The following is a 13,891-nucleotide window of genomic DNA, read 5'->3' as shown; positions in this document are numbered from 1 at the left end:
AGCCATGCGACAAAACCGGTTCAGTATGACAATCATTAAACCTCATCCACCCTATCAAATTTTGCTTCGGAATAGAAGTTTCCTTGTAGCCCACCGACTTTTAGATCAATTAAAAATTTAGCTATTTCTCCGTTTTCTACGAATTCAGCTACCGTTTCAATACCTAAATCTTCTGAAATTTTAATTAATCTTTCTACAAAATACCTACTTTGTACATCACTTGTAATACTACGCACATATTTACCGTCAATTTTGATAATATCAATTGGTAAACTTTGAAGTTGTTTAAAAGAAGTAAAACCAGCACCAAAATCGTCTAATGCAAATTTACATCCGTACTTACGTAGTTTATTAATAAATAAAGTTATTTTATCGTAACGCTCATTGAAAGAAGTTTCCGTAATTTCAATAATTAAACGATCCCGAACATTATGAGCTTTTAATAAGTTTTCTGCTATTTCCCATAAAGCTTCATCGCCTGTTCCTATATTTGAAATATTAACAGCTAACATTAAGTTTGGGTTGCAGGCAAGTTCATTAACAGTCATTTCTAAAACAATTTGATCAATTATAAAAATTAATCCTTTATTTTCAGCAATAGGGATTATAGGACCTACGGAAATATAAACACCGTTCTCGTCAGGTATACGAAGCAGACATTCATAATAATGAATCTTCATAGTATTGCGATCTATTATAGGCTGATAAGCAAATCGCATAGTCTTTTTTGCTAAGGCTTGTCGTAGTAAGTTAAGCTGAAGATTAGATTTTCTTATATTTTCCAAATCATGTTCTGTACTGCTATATTCACGGTAATAATAATTATTATTTTGTGAAAGTAACATATTTAATGTTTTTTCAATTTCTTTAGCATTATTACTTACTTTTGGAAATTTAATATTAGCAATATAACAATTCATATAAATTGCCGGCTTCTGTTCATTAATATAAAGCTGCAAAAATAAATATAATTTTCTAGCAAAATGTTTAATTAAGTCAGAATCAGTAGTATTTAGGATAAATAATATTCTATCTTTCTTTATTTTCTTAAACTTTGAAAAAATATTAAGTTCTTTGCTTACATCTACAATGATTTGATCTAAATCTTCAATTATAAAATGCTTACCCTGCTCTATAAATTCTATTTCATCATAATTAACTAATCTGCAAGCAAAACATACGCCTTTTTCCAATTTATCTATCGCATCTTGTAAATCTTTATAATCCGTTATTAATTCCGACATTGCCATGTGTATCATAAAATTATATACTTAAGAATATTAGGACATTTTTACTGTAAATGAAATAAAAATATGAGCCGCATAGAAAGGATACAAGAAAAATTAAGTGTGTTAAAACCACATTTTCAAGAAATAATAGATGAAAGCTATAAACATGCTAGTCATTATAACGGAATTCACAGCCATATAAAAATAAGAATTTCTGCAGAAACATTACAGAGGGGAAGCCTAATTGCCAATCATCGCACTATTAATAACTTACTTGCCGATGAATTTAATAGCGGCTTGCATGCTTTATCGATAGAGGTACTATGAAAACAAATAATATTTTAAAAGTAGCCGTTGGAGCTAGCAGCGTAGCACAAAAAGTCTTAAATAGTATAACGGATAAAAGCTGTGGCATAATTGAGGATAAAATACTTAAAGGTAATTACGTCACTCGCGAAGAATTTGAAAAATTACAAACTTTAGTAATAAAACTCAAGAAAGAATTAGCAGAGTTAAAGAGCAAATAACTAATCAACTAGTTTCAGAATTTTCTATTTTTGCTTTTAGCTCTTCTATTTCTTCTATAGTTAGCCCTGTTAAATCTGCTATTATATTGACATCTATATCTTTAAGTAACAAGTTCTTTGCTATTGCTATGCTTCTTTCAGCTTTTCCTTTTTCACACTTTTCTTCTAAAGCTATTTCTTCGGCATCTTCCATTAATTTCGTTCTTATATAGGCATCATATTCTTCGGCGGTGAGGTTATGCATTTCTATTATATTGTATACATCTAATACTTTCTTGCTCTTTATATTTGCAGGTGGGCTGTTTTCCGTACATAGGAAAAATCAAATAAATATTGCTTATTTGTTTTAGTTTCAAGCATTTTATGAAGACTTATACAAGGTACTTCATCATCAAACATTTTAGTCTTAATAAGTGAAATAACTATTACCGGTAATAAATCTTTATGCTTTATTCCTTGTGTAAGTTGCTGTACGTAAGAATGAGCAGAATAATATTGCGCTCTTTTTAAGTAATCGCTTTCATTTCTTTTGTGCATCTCGATTATATACCAGATACCGGCTTCATCTTTAACCTTTAAATCAAATATGCTTTTTGTTCCCTTTATCGAGCGGTACTTGCTCTACAGGTATAAATTCTATTGCTTTAATTCTCAGCCCCTCAGGTAGTTCAAGAACTGCATTGATAAATTCCTTGAACCTCTCTAAATCACGAAAGATTTTTTTAAATACACTATCATTAGTGGGATCTAAATATCTTTGCATATTAATTATTACTTTTGGTATTACTTATAATTATATAGCTTTTTCAGTAATCAGTAAATAATACTAGAATATGTACTTTTAATAGAATAATTATTGCTATTTTTTAACAAAAATTACGTACTTTGATCCGTTCTAATGGATACGATTGCTGACATGCCAGGAACTAGATTAGCATTTGGGGATTCAAAATCTATTAAAACAGGTACACGTTGCACGCTTTTAGTAAAATTACCGGTAGCATGATCTGGTGGGATTAAGCTAAATTTAGAGCCGGTAGCAGGAGCAATATTACGAATCTTCCCGTAAATTACCTTTTTAGGCAAAGCATCAAATTCAATTTTGACTTTCATGCCGGACTTAAATTTCTGAATTTGTGTTTCTTTAAAATTAGCCTGAATATACATAGTATTATCTTGAACTATAGAAAACAACGCCCTACCCGGTACTATGTAATTTCCGACTTCTAAACTACTATTACCGAATATACCTGGTACCATAGCAATAAGTTTAGTATTTTGTAAGCTCCTTAAGGCTACTTTTTTATTTTCTGTTAGCTCTTTAAGTTTTTCCTGTTCTACTGCTTTTTCAAGCTCAAGAAGCTGTAAATGTTGCTTAGATATATCTAAATCTAACTGTGCTTGTTTATAATCCGTTTTGGCTTTTTGATATGCGTTTTTAGAATCATCTAACCTTTTAGAACTAGCAAATTTTGCCTTATTTAATTCCTGCACTCTCATAAAATCTGTTGCAACAATATCAAAGCGTATTTTATTAAACTTTAATTTTTCAGCTGCTTGCTCTAGGCTAATCTGCCCTATTGAGATTTTTTGCTCTATAATTTCTATATTTTTTATGCAAGCTTCAATAGATGCTTCAAGTGCTGCAAGCTTTGCCTTATAATCTCTATCGTCAATTTCACCTATCAGATCGCCTTTATTCACTTTAGTATTATCGGTAACAAATAACTTTGTTAAAACACCACTAACTTCAGCACTAACATTTGAAATATCTGCATCTATGTAAGCATTATCCGTGGATTGTGTATTTGCCCAAACATAAATTCTATATCCCAAATAAATAAATATGATTAAGGCTATAACAATTACATATTTAGTAAATAGATGATGTTTATATTTGTCGATAGCTTGTTGTAATACACTCGACATAATTAACTTTACCAATACCCTCTATGTTTAAAAAAATAACAAATTGGTATAGAAAGAATATATATCACTGCAATTAATGGTAGTGAATACCATGGATATAAGATAAGATTTATAATAACAATAGCAACTAAAATCATTGCAAGCGATAAATATTCAGGTTTAATACTCAAATTTTTTGTTGAGATTGTAGGAAGCCTACTAGCAAGTAGAAAAGCTATAATAGCCAAATACATATTAATTGTTATAGTGTGAGTACGGGTATTGATATTTAATAACGTACCGATTTCAAAATCTATCATTACAGGCGTTAAAGCAAGTAAAGCACCGCATGGGGCAGGTACACCGGTAAAAAAATAGTCAGTTTTTGTATCTTGTTTCGGTTGATAAATACCAACGTTAAAGCGAGCTAAACGTAGTGCCATACACACTATAAATAATAACATTACCGCTGATGAAAATACCTTATACTCATATTGTTGAAAAGACCATAAATATATCAGATAGGCAGGAGCTATACCGAAATTAGCAAAATCGCATAATGAATCAAGCTCTGCACCAAATGGGCTAACTGCATTTAGCATCCTTGCTATTCTACCGTCAATACCGTCAATAATTGCCGCTATTATAATGCAATATACCGCAAGTTCCCATCTGCTATCCAAAGCAAATTTTATAGAGCTCATACCGGTTACTAAACCAAGCAACGTAATAAAGTTGGGAATTAATTTTATTAGAGGTACAGGCTTAGTTATTATAGATTTACGAATTTTTAACATTTGTATACTCAAAATGTATTTATAACATCATTGCAAGGAAAAAACAGTGTGGTTGCACGGCTGTCAATGTCTCATTCCTGCGAAAGCAGGAATCCAGAAAAAAATAATCTTAATTGGTACAAAATTATATATTTGATAAAATAAACGTATAAAAAACAAGTTTTTTATACGTTTCACTGGATTCCCGCCTACGCGGGAATGACATAAACAAGCCATGCCTACAACTACTCGCAATGACGGTTTTAAAGTTATGAGGCTACTTCCTCTCAAACTTAAATTCTGTTGTCTTTTTACGTCCAAAATCAGCAATGATAGTTTCACCGCCTATAGTAGTCTGCCCTTTACTCACTAATAAAGCTGTTTTCAACGGTAGATAAACATCTACTCTGCTACCGAAACGAATTATACCGTATTGCTCGCCCATTTTAACTTCATTACCCTCTTCTAAATCACAAACTATACGCCTTGCTATCAGTCCGGCTATTTGAACAAAAACAATTTTCTGACCTTGAGCAGTTTCCATTAATACTGATTGACGCTCATTATAAATACTAGCTTTATCGAGTGAAGCATTAAAAAATTTTCCTGGATTATAATGAAGTGCTAAAATTTTTCCGTTTGCCGGGATTCTATTAACATGGACATTAAAAATATTTAGAAAAATACTCACTCTAATCATTTCCACATCACCAAGCCCTAATTCCTGGGGCGGCAATGCTTCCTTAATTTCTTGAATTATTCCATCTGCAGGACTTATTACCAGATCATCACTTATAGGCACAAAGCGATCAGGATTACGGAAAAAATAAATACACCAAACAGTAGCAATACATCCAATACCGCCAAGTTTTTCATTAAATGATGCTAATAAAAAACTTACTAATGCAAAGCTAGCAATAAATATATATCCTTCGCGGTGAATAATTTTAAATAAATCATTATATTGTTTCATTTTAATCTCTATGAATCTCCTTATTATTTTTAACTATGCCTGCTCTGCTTGATCCTCTTGGTGCTCACTCTCGTTTTTATCTTCGTCTTGAAAGGTAGCTTGGGCTTCTTGCGCAGAACCAAGAGCATATACGCATAAATCCGGGAGTGGGACACCGTTTTTTTTAGCAAGATCATTTAGCTGTGATATTGCTTTCATAACATCATCAGGAATAGTACCGCCTCTTTCTTCAGATAACCATTTTGCTTGAAATTGTAGCGGATGATGCCCTTCTTGAGGCGTACCTATATAAAACTTAAACTTGGCTCTTTGTCCACTAAAATCGCAGTCAAACTCAAACTCTTTATAATGTGCCATAACTTTATGAATTAATAATTATATTAATATTATTATAACAATAAAAATGCAAATCTAAAATAATTTCTTGTCTAATATTTCTTAAGTTTTTTAGCAATATAACGATTTGAATATAGAAATTTATCGCTAGAATCTATAATTATCCCGCCTGCTTCCTTAATAAAAAGCTCAAATGCATAATATAATGTAAAATTCAATAATGATACACATATTAAATCCGCTTTACCTGATGCTACAAGCATAGCCCCATAGCAAGGAGAACCAAAAGATCTAATATTCTCTACCTCTATCTCCTCCAAATCATTATGATTTACATCTTCAATAATTGCTAAACAGTTTTTTAAATCGGTATTATCGGAAACTCTAAGTCTTAATCCTTGATAATTAGAGTTTAAATTATTTTTTTCTATCCAAGCTCCCTTACCTTTTTCAGCATAATAAATTTCATTAAGAGCAGGAAAATATATTACTGTAGAATTAGGAGTTAAAACGTCTTGATTCCTTTTTAAATAAGTTACGGATATCGCAAAAAAAGGTATGCTTCTGGTGAAATTATTTGGGCTATCTATAGGATTAATTAAAAAAACACTCTCATAATTATTATTTAAATCGAATTTATCCTCCGGAAAAAATAAATATTGTGTATGTTTTTGTAATTCTTCACATAATAAAGTTTTTAATTTTAAATAAGATCGCTTACAAAATTCTTCATTTCTTACAGAATTTTTTTGTAGCATTTCAAGTTCTAAAAAATCTCTATGCAAAAACTTAACAGCTTTACGCAGGGCATTAATTAATAAATTAGTTATAGGTTGCATTTGATATTTTAATTTAAGATATTAGTTTTAGAAATTATGTAGTATGGCTTTAAAAAATCGATACCATTCCTAACTAAAAGCATTGCCTGAGTGGATGCTGAAAGTTGTCATTGCGAGGGAAAACTGTAAGTTTTGACCAAGCAATCTCAGGATATTTGATGAGATTGCCACGCAGCCTACAGCTGCTTGCAATGACGGGGTGGTATCCACACACGGGCAATACCTTCGCTGGAATGACATCCATAGTTCAATAAAACAGCTTACTTCGCTCGCTCGACATACGTCATATCATCAGTTTTAACAACAATTTTTTCTCCTATTTCTAAATATTGCGGGACCTTAACTTTAATACCATTTTCTAAAATTGCTGGTTTATAAGAAGCGGTAGCGGTTGCTCCTTTTATTACTGGATCAGTTTCACTAATTTCAAGTATAACAGTTGGAGGAAGCTCAATATTTAAAGGCTTGTCATTATAAAATTCGACTTTAACAATCATATTTTCAGTTAAGAAAGATAATTTTTCTTCTAACATTTCCTTGGGAATATTTATTTGATCAAAATGTTTGGTATCCATTAATACCAAATCATCACCTTCAAAATATAAAAATTGATAATCTTTTTGTTCAAGTCCGGCTTTTTCTAAATAATCGGAAGAACTGAATCTTTCGTTACGCTTTGTCCCTGTTTTTAAATTTTTCATCTCAACTTGTACATAAGCTCCACCTTTCCCGGGTTGAGTATGTTCCGGTGTTTTGCTGACAACCCATAAATCATTATTATAAACTAATATGTTACCTGTTCTAATTGAATTTGCTGAAATTTTCATATATCATACATTTAAGACTTAAAATTAAAGTATAAATATACAAATTATTTCCTTTAAAAACAAGAATTTAATCTTATGACCACAATATTAGTAGTAGATGATATAGAACCCAATATTAAGTTACTAACAGCCAAACTTTTAAAAGAGTATTATACGGTTCTTACTGCAAATAGCGGCAAAGAAGCACTAGCAATGCTTAAAAAGAGACAAATTGATATTATACTACTTGATGTTATGATGCCGGAAATGGATGGATTTGAGGTATGTAAAACGATAAAAACCGATCCGGAAACTACTCATATACCGGTTGTAATGGTAACTGCACTTTCCGATATTGATGATCGAGTTAAAGGTCTTGAAGCAGGAGCTGATGAGTTTTTAACAAAGCCGATTAACGATACTGCTCTATTTGTAAGACTTAAATCACTATCTAGAATGAAAAGCTTAATTGATGAGTTAAAGCTTCGTAATAGCACTAATGCATTATTAGGCATAACAAATATTGAAATGCATGACACTTTTGCAGATAAAAAAATATTACTAATTAATGATGATGTGGTACAAGCTAAAAATATAAAACAAATGTTACTTAAGATTACCCAAACCGTAAAGGTAATAAGTAATTCCGATGAATTAGATATTATAAATGAATATACCCCCGATTTAGTAATTATCAGTAGTACGCTCGAAAATGACGATCCTTTGAGGATCAGTGTTATTTTAAGAGGTAAAGCAGAAATAAGCGGCGTAGTAATAATTTTACAAATTGATGAAGACGGCATACCTTTGGTTGTGAAAGGTGTTGAACTCGGTATTAATGATTATTTCGTTTATCCTATAGAGGGAAGCGAATTGCTTGCTAGAATTAGAACACAATTAAGACGTAAACAATATCAAGATAATTTACGTAATGATCTTGAACAAAGTGTCAATTTAGCAGCTAAAGACGGTCTAACCGGCTTATTTAATCGTCGCTATTTCGATATACATCTTAAACAAATGATCGAGAAAGCTAATACAGAAAGTATTAAATTATATTTACTTATGTGCGATATCGACAATTTTAAATATGTAAACGATACTTACGGTCATCAAGCAGGCGATAAGGTTTTAACAATTGTATCCCGTATTTTGAAGAATACTCTCAGAGTAACAGACTTAATAGCAAGATTCGGCGGTGAAGAATTTACTATACTCTTAACGAATATAGATATTTCTAAAGCAATTGAAACTGCGGAGAGAGTTAGAGTTAAAATAGAATATATGGATTTTCACATTGGAGATCAAATTGAACCTTTAAAAATAACTATTTCAATCGGAGTTACGAAATATAAAAAAGAAGAATCAATAGAATCTTTCATTGAACGTGCTGACAAAGCTATGTATGAAGCTAAAACAACGGGTAAAAATAAAGTAGTAAAATTATAATTGATTTTTTAAAATAAAAAAATAATGAGCAATGCTTCCAAAAAACATCTTGATTTACCATATAGACCAGGGGTCGGCATGATGATATTAAATGCCGATAACCATATATTCGTCGGTAAAAGAATAGATACAAAAATATCTGCATGGCAAATGCCGCAAGGTGGGATAGTTCCCGGCGAAACACCAAGTATTGCAGCAATGCGTGAGATGTTAGAAGAAATAGGCAGCAATAAAGGATATATTATTGCCGAAAGCAAATTCTGGTATAGTTATGATGTACCAAGCTTTTTAATACCTAAACTGTGGAACGGTAATTTTCGTGGACAAAAACAACGCTGGTTTTTAATTAGGTTTACCGGAAATAACGAAGATATTAATATAAATACCTCTAATCCGGAATTTAACCAATGGCGTTGGGCATCACTTGATGAACTCTTATCTATTATAATACCATTTAAACGTAAACTTTACCAAGCCGTCGTAAAAGAATTTGCATCATTAATTCAGTAAAAATTTTATATATATAGTAAAAACAGTTGAATTATGTTCAATTTCTTTTACTATACTTAATTTATTTAGAGTCTCTTGATCCTCTATTTGACCTAAACATATATTATGTTGATCACTATCATCATGGTAATCAGAATTTATATGTACCTTAATTTTATTAGCTATGTATCTTATGCCTAATATAATATATTTAATGTTACTGTGCTGTTGTAATATAGATAAATATAGTACTTGTAGAGCAGCACTATTTACCTCTTTATCACCTTCAATTCATTCATGTATAGCACTAAATAATGAAGTATCCGTATATCATTACCTAAAGTAAATACAACACACTCATTTGTTCCTCTAGACAATAAACTAATATCTTTATCGCAACTAGATTCAATCATATAATATGTACTATCATTCTTTATTAGGTTATAATTATTATCACCGATTATATGTGCAGTAAATGCATTTGCTAGATTAGATATAGTTATATTAGCAATAAAATCTTTTACTTCTCTTATATGAAATAAATTTATAATAAAATTACTTAGACAGTGATTTGTTGTTTCAGTTTTCCAATGAACCGTATCAATTTGAGCTTCCGGCATTAAAAATCATGAATTTATGTCTTCAAACACAAATTTTAGCTCTCTAACCAATCCACATAAAATATATTTTTTATCAGCAATATGTACCAAGATATGATCAGGATGCTCATCTAAAAAATATGTAGAGGCATTAGAAAAAGGTTTTAAATGTACAGACTTAATACTGTCATAGTTTTTCTATATCAAAGTTAAAATATTGATCTTTATAAGGCTTATCTGCAAGTGTATAATGCCACCACTCAATTTTACATGCTTTAAAATTATGTTTTTACATCTTAGAACGTAAATAATTACGTTTTGCTAAATATTGCTTATCAATTAATTTACTGTCATGAGGTAAAGCTTCATCAAATAAGTCAAAAAAAGTATACATGTCTACCGTATTGTCATCTAAATAGGATTATAACACGCGCGTCTTTCAGCTTTCTCTTAATGACTTCAGGATTATTATTAACTTCCTTCTGAAGTTTTATTATTGATCAATCTACAATACTACCCCTACCTACTATGACTAGATCTTTCAGCTATATAACCTAATATAAAACATTTAGACTTATCTATATATGGTTAAAAGCTTTCCTTATTTTTTGGATCAATATTATCTTTGCTCCATCTTAAAAAATGTTGTACAGCTTTTTGTGTTCTATATGCATATAATCAGTGAATAACCATCTTTTTGTATCTCAGCTTGTACTGCTTTAAGAGCCTTAACAGCTTCTATGGTTAAAATTTCTTCCGGTGCTTTATAACCATCTACCTTTTTACCAACAAAATTTTCATCTGAATAATAATGCATATTTTGAATAATTGTAGGGTCGATATCTTGCAGATACACGAACCCTTTAGGTAAGGATTTAGCATATATTGAAAGAAAGCTCATAAATATAAAATTAAACTTGTTAAAATCAATTGCATAAAATGCTAGGCTTTGTAAAGATTTCTAATTGATTTGTTATTTTGAGATATTTTTTAAATCAAATCGTTTTAGAGATCTTCACAGAACCTAATATAAAATAGACCTCGTGCATAATCTCTTTCTAAAGGTAATTGGTATGTCGATCCGGTACTCGAATCCTTACATAGATTTGGCTACGCTCCGGTTCTATGTTCCGTGCCTCCTGCAAATTCCTCTTTATAAAATAGGTTATGCAAGAAGTCTAATATTTATTATACAAAATTTTATTAAAAACTATGGGACTGTTAACAGTACTATAGTAAACTCAACCCTATTTTGTGACAGGCACGAAGGTAGAGCCTTATATAATAGACAAGAGGATGAACAACGAAGCACAAAGTTCAATCAGTTTACTATAGAACTGTCAAAAAGACGGATGAATGGTAGCGAGGGAGGGATTTGAACCCCCGACACACGGATTATGATTCCGTCGCTCTAACCAGCTGAGCTACCCCGCCAGAGGGAAAAAGTGTTTATATAATTTGTTAAGCAGTGTCATTCTAGATAGGTTGCATAGCTTGGAAAATGTACTTAGACTTAGTGTCATACCGTGGTTTGACCACGGTATCCCCACAAAATAACTTAAAATACTAATAATTTAAATATTTTAAGCTGGATCCCACGATCAAGCCCGCGGGATGACAAAAAAATTGATCCATGCAACAATTGCCTAGTAACTTCTCAAATTTTATCTTAACGTTTAGAGAATTGTGTTTTCTTACGTGCTTTACGTTGTCCGTATTTCTTACGCTCTACTACCCTAGAATCACGTGTTAAAAGACCGCTTTTACGCAAAATAGCATGAAAATCCGGAGCAGATTTATCTAAAGCTTTAGAAATTCCATGTAAAATAGCACCTTTCTGTCCTGAAATTCCTCCACCTCTAACAGTACAAATTACATCATACTGATCAATAGTTTTTGTTAAGACAAAAGGCTGTAAGATAGTTTTCACATAAGTTTCAGAAGGAAAATACTGGACTATTGTTTTTTTATTAACAACTATTTTTCCTTTTCCTACTTTAAGCCATACTCGTGCTATAGCATTTTTTCTTTTACCTGTAGCATAAAACTTGCCTAAATTATCTATTTTTTCTTTAGGAGTTTTTAATACTAAAGGTTCTTTAGTTAACTGCTTTTCTACTTTTTCTGTTTTAATTTTTAACTCGGGCATATTCTATTACTTTTTATTTTTTGGATTTTGGCTTGCAAAATCATAAACAGTAGGTTGCTGTGCCATATGAGGATGATCACCATTTGCATAAACATACAAATTACTCATTTGCTTAGCACCTAAAGCATTTCTTGTAATCATTCTTTTTACAGCCATTTTAATAACTCTCTCAGGGTGTTTACCACTTAAGATTTTACCTGCCGTAGTATCTTTTATCCCACCTGGAAATCCTGTATATCTGTAATATATTTTTCCGTCTTTGGGATTTGCTTTTTTACCTGTTAATTTTACATGCTCTGCATTTATTATGATTATATTATCACCACAATCTAAATGAGGTGTAAAACTAGGCTTATGCTTACCGCGTAACATATTAGCAACTCTGCTAGCGAGTCGTCCTAGTACAATATTTTTTGCGTCTATGACCCACCATTTCTTTTTAATTTCCGATGGCTTTGCCGAGTAAGTTTTCACAATAGTATCTTTTTAATTAGAATTTACAATTAAAGAATCAAGCAACATATTTAATAGCATTAATACCCGCTATCTGTCAAGCTAAATATAATTTATTTACTTCCGAAGATTATTTTTCTATCGGTAGAAAAATATAAATTATTATTTGCTCTTAGCCCATAATAACGAATATTTTTTATAATTTTGACAATATGAGGTATCATGTTTAATCCATTATTATCAACATCAAAACTATATAAAACACCGTTAACGGAAATAACATTTAAACTTCGCTTATTGTTATTATCAACTCCAACAAAAGGTACTAAAAAAGCAGCAGATTTTAGTTTCTTAGGATCTTGTCCATCATTTAAATCAGCTACAAACTTTACTTTCCCTGTTTCAGGATTAAATGCTGCTATTTGTCTAGCATTATTTGTTACAAATAGGCTATTACCAATTAAAGACATTGATTGAATATCCTCAGCATTTACCTGCCAAATCACACTGCCGGTTGCTACATTAAGCTTAATAAGCTTACCAAGACCGGTTGCTATATATAGATTCATATTATCATGAACGGGAGTACATAAAATACTTGATTCGTCAAAATTCGGTATAGCTGTACGATCATTAAGATTTGTAAACTCAAAATTCCATTTTACTGCACCGTTTGTTATATTTAAGGCAAGTATTTGCCCGGAATTATAAGTTACTATTACATTGTCATACTGTACTATCGGCGTCATAAAATAACTAGCCGACAAAACTTCTGCTAGGCTTTCATGTTCCCATACGGTTTTTAAAGTTTCTGCATTTAAAGCAATAGTTTGATTACTGATAGTTTGCACTAAGACAGTATTATCATTGAGCACAATAGGCTTAATTCTAATAATATCCGGAAGTTCTTTTCTAATTATTTCATAACCTGATTTTGCATCTAGCACTACTAACAATCTTGAACCGTATGTTACGTATAATTTTCCGTTATGGTGTAAAATTCCGCCGCCTCTATAATTATTTTTTTTATGTCTACTTAAATTATAAGACCAAATAATCTTATTTTTCTCTATAGAAAATGCAGAAATATTCGATCTAATATCCAATGCATAAATCATATCGCCTATAAAAACCGGCTCGGTAATCGTTTTGCTTCTAGCAAAACTATACTGTTTATTCTTAAGCATATTTGCATTAAATGCATATATATTTGCATTAGAATCTAAATATATAGGCTCATGAGTCTGCAGTGCTAATTTAGGAGTCAACTCAACAATATTTTTTACCCTTTTTGGTCCAAGCCCGTTACATGAAATTAAAATAAACGGTAATAACAGAAGTGCTATTTTCTTTGTCAT

Annotated in this window: 18 protein-coding genes, 1 tRNA gene and 2 pseudogenes; 4 read left to right on the top strand and 17 right to left on the bottom strand. The window is 31.1% G+C overall.

Features of this window, described 5'->3' with window-relative positions:
- Positions 1 to 35 precede the first annotated feature (35 nt).
- Positions 36 to 1,259 (bottom strand): EAL domain-containing protein, encoded by a 1,224-nt coding sequence (locus ACPKKV_RS03070; RefSeq protein ID WP_392506134.1) that lies wholly within the window; start codon positions 1,257 to 1,259, stop codon positions 36 to 38.
- Positions 1,260 to 1,313: 54 nt separating this feature from the next.
- On the opposite strand from ACPKKV_RS03070, the gene ACPKKV_RS03065 reads away from it, so the two are divergent.
- Both ACPKKV_RS03065 and ACPKKV_RS03060 read left to right on the top strand, forming a co-directional pair.
- Positions 1,314 to 1,556 carry a BolA family protein gene (locus ACPKKV_RS03065; RefSeq protein WP_392506133.1) on the top strand — a complete coding sequence of 81 codons (243 nt, stop codon included), beginning with the start codon at positions 1,314 to 1,316 and terminating at the stop codon, positions 1,554 to 1,556.
- Positions 1,553 to 1,756 (top strand): coiled-coil domain-containing protein, encoded by a 204-nt coding sequence (locus ACPKKV_RS03060; RefSeq protein WP_392506132.1) that lies wholly within the window; start codon positions 1,553 to 1,555, stop codon positions 1,754 to 1,756. The genes ACPKKV_RS03065 and ACPKKV_RS03060 overlap by 4 nt, the downstream gene beginning before the upstream one ends.
- Positions 1,757 to 1,760: 4 nt before the next feature.
- On the opposite strand, the gene ACPKKV_RS03055 is transcribed toward ACPKKV_RS03060, so the two are convergent.
- From ACPKKV_RS03055 to efp, 9 genes are all read right to left on the bottom strand, one after another.
- Positions 1,761 to 2,000, bottom strand: a complete 240-nt coding sequence (locus tag ACPKKV_RS03055; protein WP_392506131.1) for a hypothetical protein — start codon at positions 1,998 to 2,000, stop codon at positions 1,761 to 1,763.
- A gap of 38 nt (positions 2,001 to 2,038) precedes the next feature.
- Positions 2,039 to 2,302, bottom strand: a complete 264-nt coding sequence (locus ACPKKV_RS03050; RefSeq protein ID WP_392506934.1) for a PD-(D/E)XK nuclease family transposase — start codon at positions 2,300 to 2,302, stop codon at positions 2,039 to 2,041.
- Positions 2,303 to 2,336: 34 nt separating this feature from the next.
- The gene (locus ACPKKV_RS03045) at positions 2,337 to 2,519 is read right to left on the bottom strand and encodes a hypothetical protein (RefSeq protein WP_392506130.1); all 183 of its coding nucleotides are present in this window, start codon (positions 2,517 to 2,519) and stop codon (positions 2,337 to 2,339) included.
- A 113-nt stretch (positions 2,520 to 2,632) separates the two neighbouring features.
- Positions 2,633 to 3,685 carry an HlyD family secretion protein gene (locus ACPKKV_RS03040; protein WP_392506129.1) on the bottom strand — a complete coding sequence of 351 codons (1,053 nt, stop codon included), beginning with the start codon at positions 3,683 to 3,685 and terminating at the stop codon, positions 2,633 to 2,635.
- Between the two features lie 8 nt (positions 3,686 to 3,693).
- The gene (gene pssA / locus ACPKKV_RS03035) at positions 3,694 to 4,461 is read right to left on the bottom strand and encodes a CDP-diacylglycerol--serine O-phosphatidyltransferase (RefSeq protein WP_392506128.1); all 768 of its coding nucleotides are present in this window, start codon (positions 4,459 to 4,461) and stop codon (positions 3,694 to 3,696) included.
- Between the two features lie 256 nt (positions 4,462 to 4,717).
- Positions 4,718 to 5,413 (bottom strand): phosphatidylserine decarboxylase, encoded by a 696-nt coding sequence (locus ACPKKV_RS03030; protein ID WP_392506127.1) that lies wholly within the window; start codon positions 5,411 to 5,413, stop codon positions 4,718 to 4,720.
- A 33-nt stretch (positions 5,414 to 5,446) separates the two neighbouring features.
- The gene (locus ACPKKV_RS03025; RefSeq protein ID WP_392506126.1) at positions 5,447 to 5,770 is read right to left on the bottom strand and encodes a DUF2610 domain-containing protein; all 324 of its coding nucleotides are present in this window, start codon (positions 5,768 to 5,770) and stop codon (positions 5,447 to 5,449) included.
- A 71-nt stretch (positions 5,771 to 5,841) separates the two neighbouring features.
- The gene (locus ACPKKV_RS03020; protein WP_392506125.1) at positions 5,842 to 6,588 is read right to left on the bottom strand and encodes an inositol monophosphatase family protein; all 747 of its coding nucleotides are present in this window, start codon (positions 6,586 to 6,588) and stop codon (positions 5,842 to 5,844) included.
- Positions 6,589 to 6,848: 260 nt separating this feature from the next.
- On the bottom strand, positions 6,849 to 7,415 hold the full coding sequence (gene efp / locus ACPKKV_RS03015; protein ID WP_392506124.1) for an elongation factor P: 567 nt from the start codon (positions 7,413 to 7,415) through the stop codon (positions 6,849 to 6,851).
- A gap of 75 nt (positions 7,416 to 7,490) precedes the next feature.
- Here efp and ACPKKV_RS03010 point away from each other — a divergent pair, with 75 nt between their 5' ends.
- Both ACPKKV_RS03010 and ACPKKV_RS03005 read left to right on the top strand, forming a co-directional pair.
- Positions 7,491 to 8,843: a PleD family two-component system response regulator gene (locus ACPKKV_RS03010; protein ID WP_392506123.1), complete on the top strand. Its 1,353-nt coding sequence runs from the start codon at positions 7,491 to 7,493 to the stop codon at positions 8,841 to 8,843.
- A gap of 24 nt (positions 8,844 to 8,867) precedes the next feature.
- The gene (locus tag ACPKKV_RS03005; RefSeq protein WP_392506122.1) at positions 8,868 to 9,353 is read left to right on the top strand and encodes an RNA pyrophosphohydrolase; all 486 of its coding nucleotides are present in this window, start codon (positions 8,868 to 8,870) and stop codon (positions 9,351 to 9,353) included.
- A 248-nt stretch (positions 9,354 to 9,601) separates the two neighbouring features.
- Here the strand turns inward: ACPKKV_RS03005 and ACPKKV_RS03000 are convergent, their stop codons facing one another.
- From ACPKKV_RS03000 to ACPKKV_RS02970, 7 genes and pseudogenes are all read right to left on the bottom strand, one after another.
- The gene (locus ACPKKV_RS03000; RefSeq protein WP_392506121.1) at positions 9,602 to 9,952 is read right to left on the bottom strand and encodes a hypothetical protein; all 351 of its coding nucleotides are present in this window, start codon (positions 9,950 to 9,952) and stop codon (positions 9,602 to 9,604) included.
- 271 nt (positions 9,953 to 10,223) lie between these two features.
- A pseudogene (locus ACPKKV_RS02995) lies at positions 10,224 to 10,325 on the bottom strand (peptidase M15); the annotation flags it as partial.
- 345 nt (positions 10,326 to 10,670) lie between these two features.
- Positions 10,671 to 10,867 (bottom strand): annotated as a pseudogene (locus tag ACPKKV_RS02990) (D-alanyl-D-alanine dipeptidase); the annotation flags it as partial.
- 421 nt (positions 10,868 to 11,288) lie between these two features.
- Positions 11,289 to 11,365, bottom strand: a tRNA-Met gene (locus tag ACPKKV_RS02985).
- Between the two features lie 235 nt (positions 11,366 to 11,600).
- Positions 11,601 to 12,080 (bottom strand): 30S ribosomal protein S9, encoded by a 480-nt coding sequence (gene rpsI, locus ACPKKV_RS02980; RefSeq protein WP_392506120.1) that lies wholly within the window; start codon positions 12,078 to 12,080, stop codon positions 11,601 to 11,603.
- 6 nt (positions 12,081 to 12,086) lie between these two features.
- Positions 12,087 to 12,554, bottom strand: a complete 468-nt coding sequence (gene rplM, locus ACPKKV_RS02975) for a 50S ribosomal protein L13 (RefSeq protein ID WP_392506119.1) — start codon at positions 12,552 to 12,554, stop codon at positions 12,087 to 12,089.
- Between the two features lie 92 nt (positions 12,555 to 12,646).
- Complete coding sequence (locus ACPKKV_RS02970) at positions 12,647 to 13,891, bottom strand: outer membrane protein assembly factor BamB (RefSeq protein ID WP_392506118.1); 1,245 nt, start codon at positions 13,889 to 13,891, stop codon at positions 12,647 to 12,649.

The organism is Rickettsia finnyi (genome assembly GCF_049668125.1).
Classification (GTDB): Bacteria; Pseudomonadota; Alphaproteobacteria; order Rickettsiales; family Rickettsiaceae; genus Rickettsia; species Rickettsia kotlanii.
Note: the sequence above shows the minus strand (reverse complement) of the source record. Positions and strands in the feature narration are given on the sequence as shown.

What these genes read in the sequence shown, in the direction of transcription:
- ACPKKV_RS03030 (WP_392506127.1), bottom strand. Translation starts at nt 5,413, where the DNA reads ATGAAACAATATAATGATTTATTTAAAATTATTCACCGCGAAGGATAT.
- pssA (WP_392506128.1), bottom strand. Translation starts at nt 4,461, where the DNA reads ATGTTAAAAATTCGTAAATCTATAATAACTAAGCCTGTACCTCTAATA.
- ACPKKV_RS03060 (WP_392506132.1), top strand. Translation starts at nt 1,553, where the DNA reads ATGAAAACAAATAATATTTTAAAAGTAGCCGTTGGAGCTAGCAGCGTA.
- ACPKKV_RS02970 (WP_392506118.1), bottom strand. Translation starts at nt 13,891, where the DNA reads ATGACAAAGAAAATAGCACTTCTGTTATTACCGTTTATTTTAATTTCA.
- ACPKKV_RS03040 (WP_392506129.1), bottom strand. Translation starts at nt 3,685, where the DNA reads ATGTCGAGTGTATTACAACAAGCTATCGACAAATATAAACATCATCTA.
- ACPKKV_RS03000 (WP_392506121.1), bottom strand. Translation starts at nt 9,952, where the DNA reads ATGCCGGAAGCTCAAATTGATACGGTTCATTGGAAAACTGAAACAACA.
- ACPKKV_RS03020 (WP_392506125.1), bottom strand. Translation starts at nt 6,588, where the DNA reads ATGCAACCTATAACTAATTTATTAATTAATGCCCTGCGTAAAGCTGTT.
- ACPKKV_RS03010 (WP_392506123.1), top strand. Translation starts at nt 7,491, where the DNA reads ATGACCACAATATTAGTAGTAGATGATATAGAACCCAATATTAAGTTA.
- rpsI (WP_392506120.1), bottom strand. Translation starts at nt 12,080, where the DNA reads ATGCCCGAGTTAAAAATTAAAACAGAAAAAGTAGAAAAGCAGTTAACT.
- ACPKKV_RS03005 (WP_392506122.1), top strand. Translation starts at nt 8,868, where the DNA reads ATGAGCAATGCTTCCAAAAAACATCTTGATTTACCATATAGACCAGGG.
- ACPKKV_RS03070 (WP_392506134.1), bottom strand. Translation starts at nt 1,259, where the DNA reads ATGATACACATGGCAATGTCGGAATTAATAACGGATTATAAAGATTTA.
- ACPKKV_RS03025 (WP_392506126.1), bottom strand. Translation starts at nt 5,770, where the DNA reads ATGGCACATTATAAAGAGTTTGAGTTTGACTGCGATTTTAGTGGACAA.
- ACPKKV_RS03065 (WP_392506133.1), top strand. Translation starts at nt 1,314, where the DNA reads ATGAGCCGCATAGAAAGGATACAAGAAAAATTAAGTGTGTTAAAACCA.
- ACPKKV_RS03045 (WP_392506130.1), bottom strand. Translation starts at nt 2,519, where the DNA reads ATGCAAAGATATTTAGATCCCACTAATGATAGTGTATTTAAAAAAATC.
- ACPKKV_RS03055 (WP_392506131.1), bottom strand. Translation starts at nt 2,000, where the DNA reads ATGCATAACCTCACCGCCGAAGAATATGATGCCTATATAAGAACGAAA.
- efp (WP_392506124.1), bottom strand. Translation starts at nt 7,415, where the DNA reads ATGAAAATTTCAGCAAATTCAATTAGAACAGGTAACATATTAGTTTAT.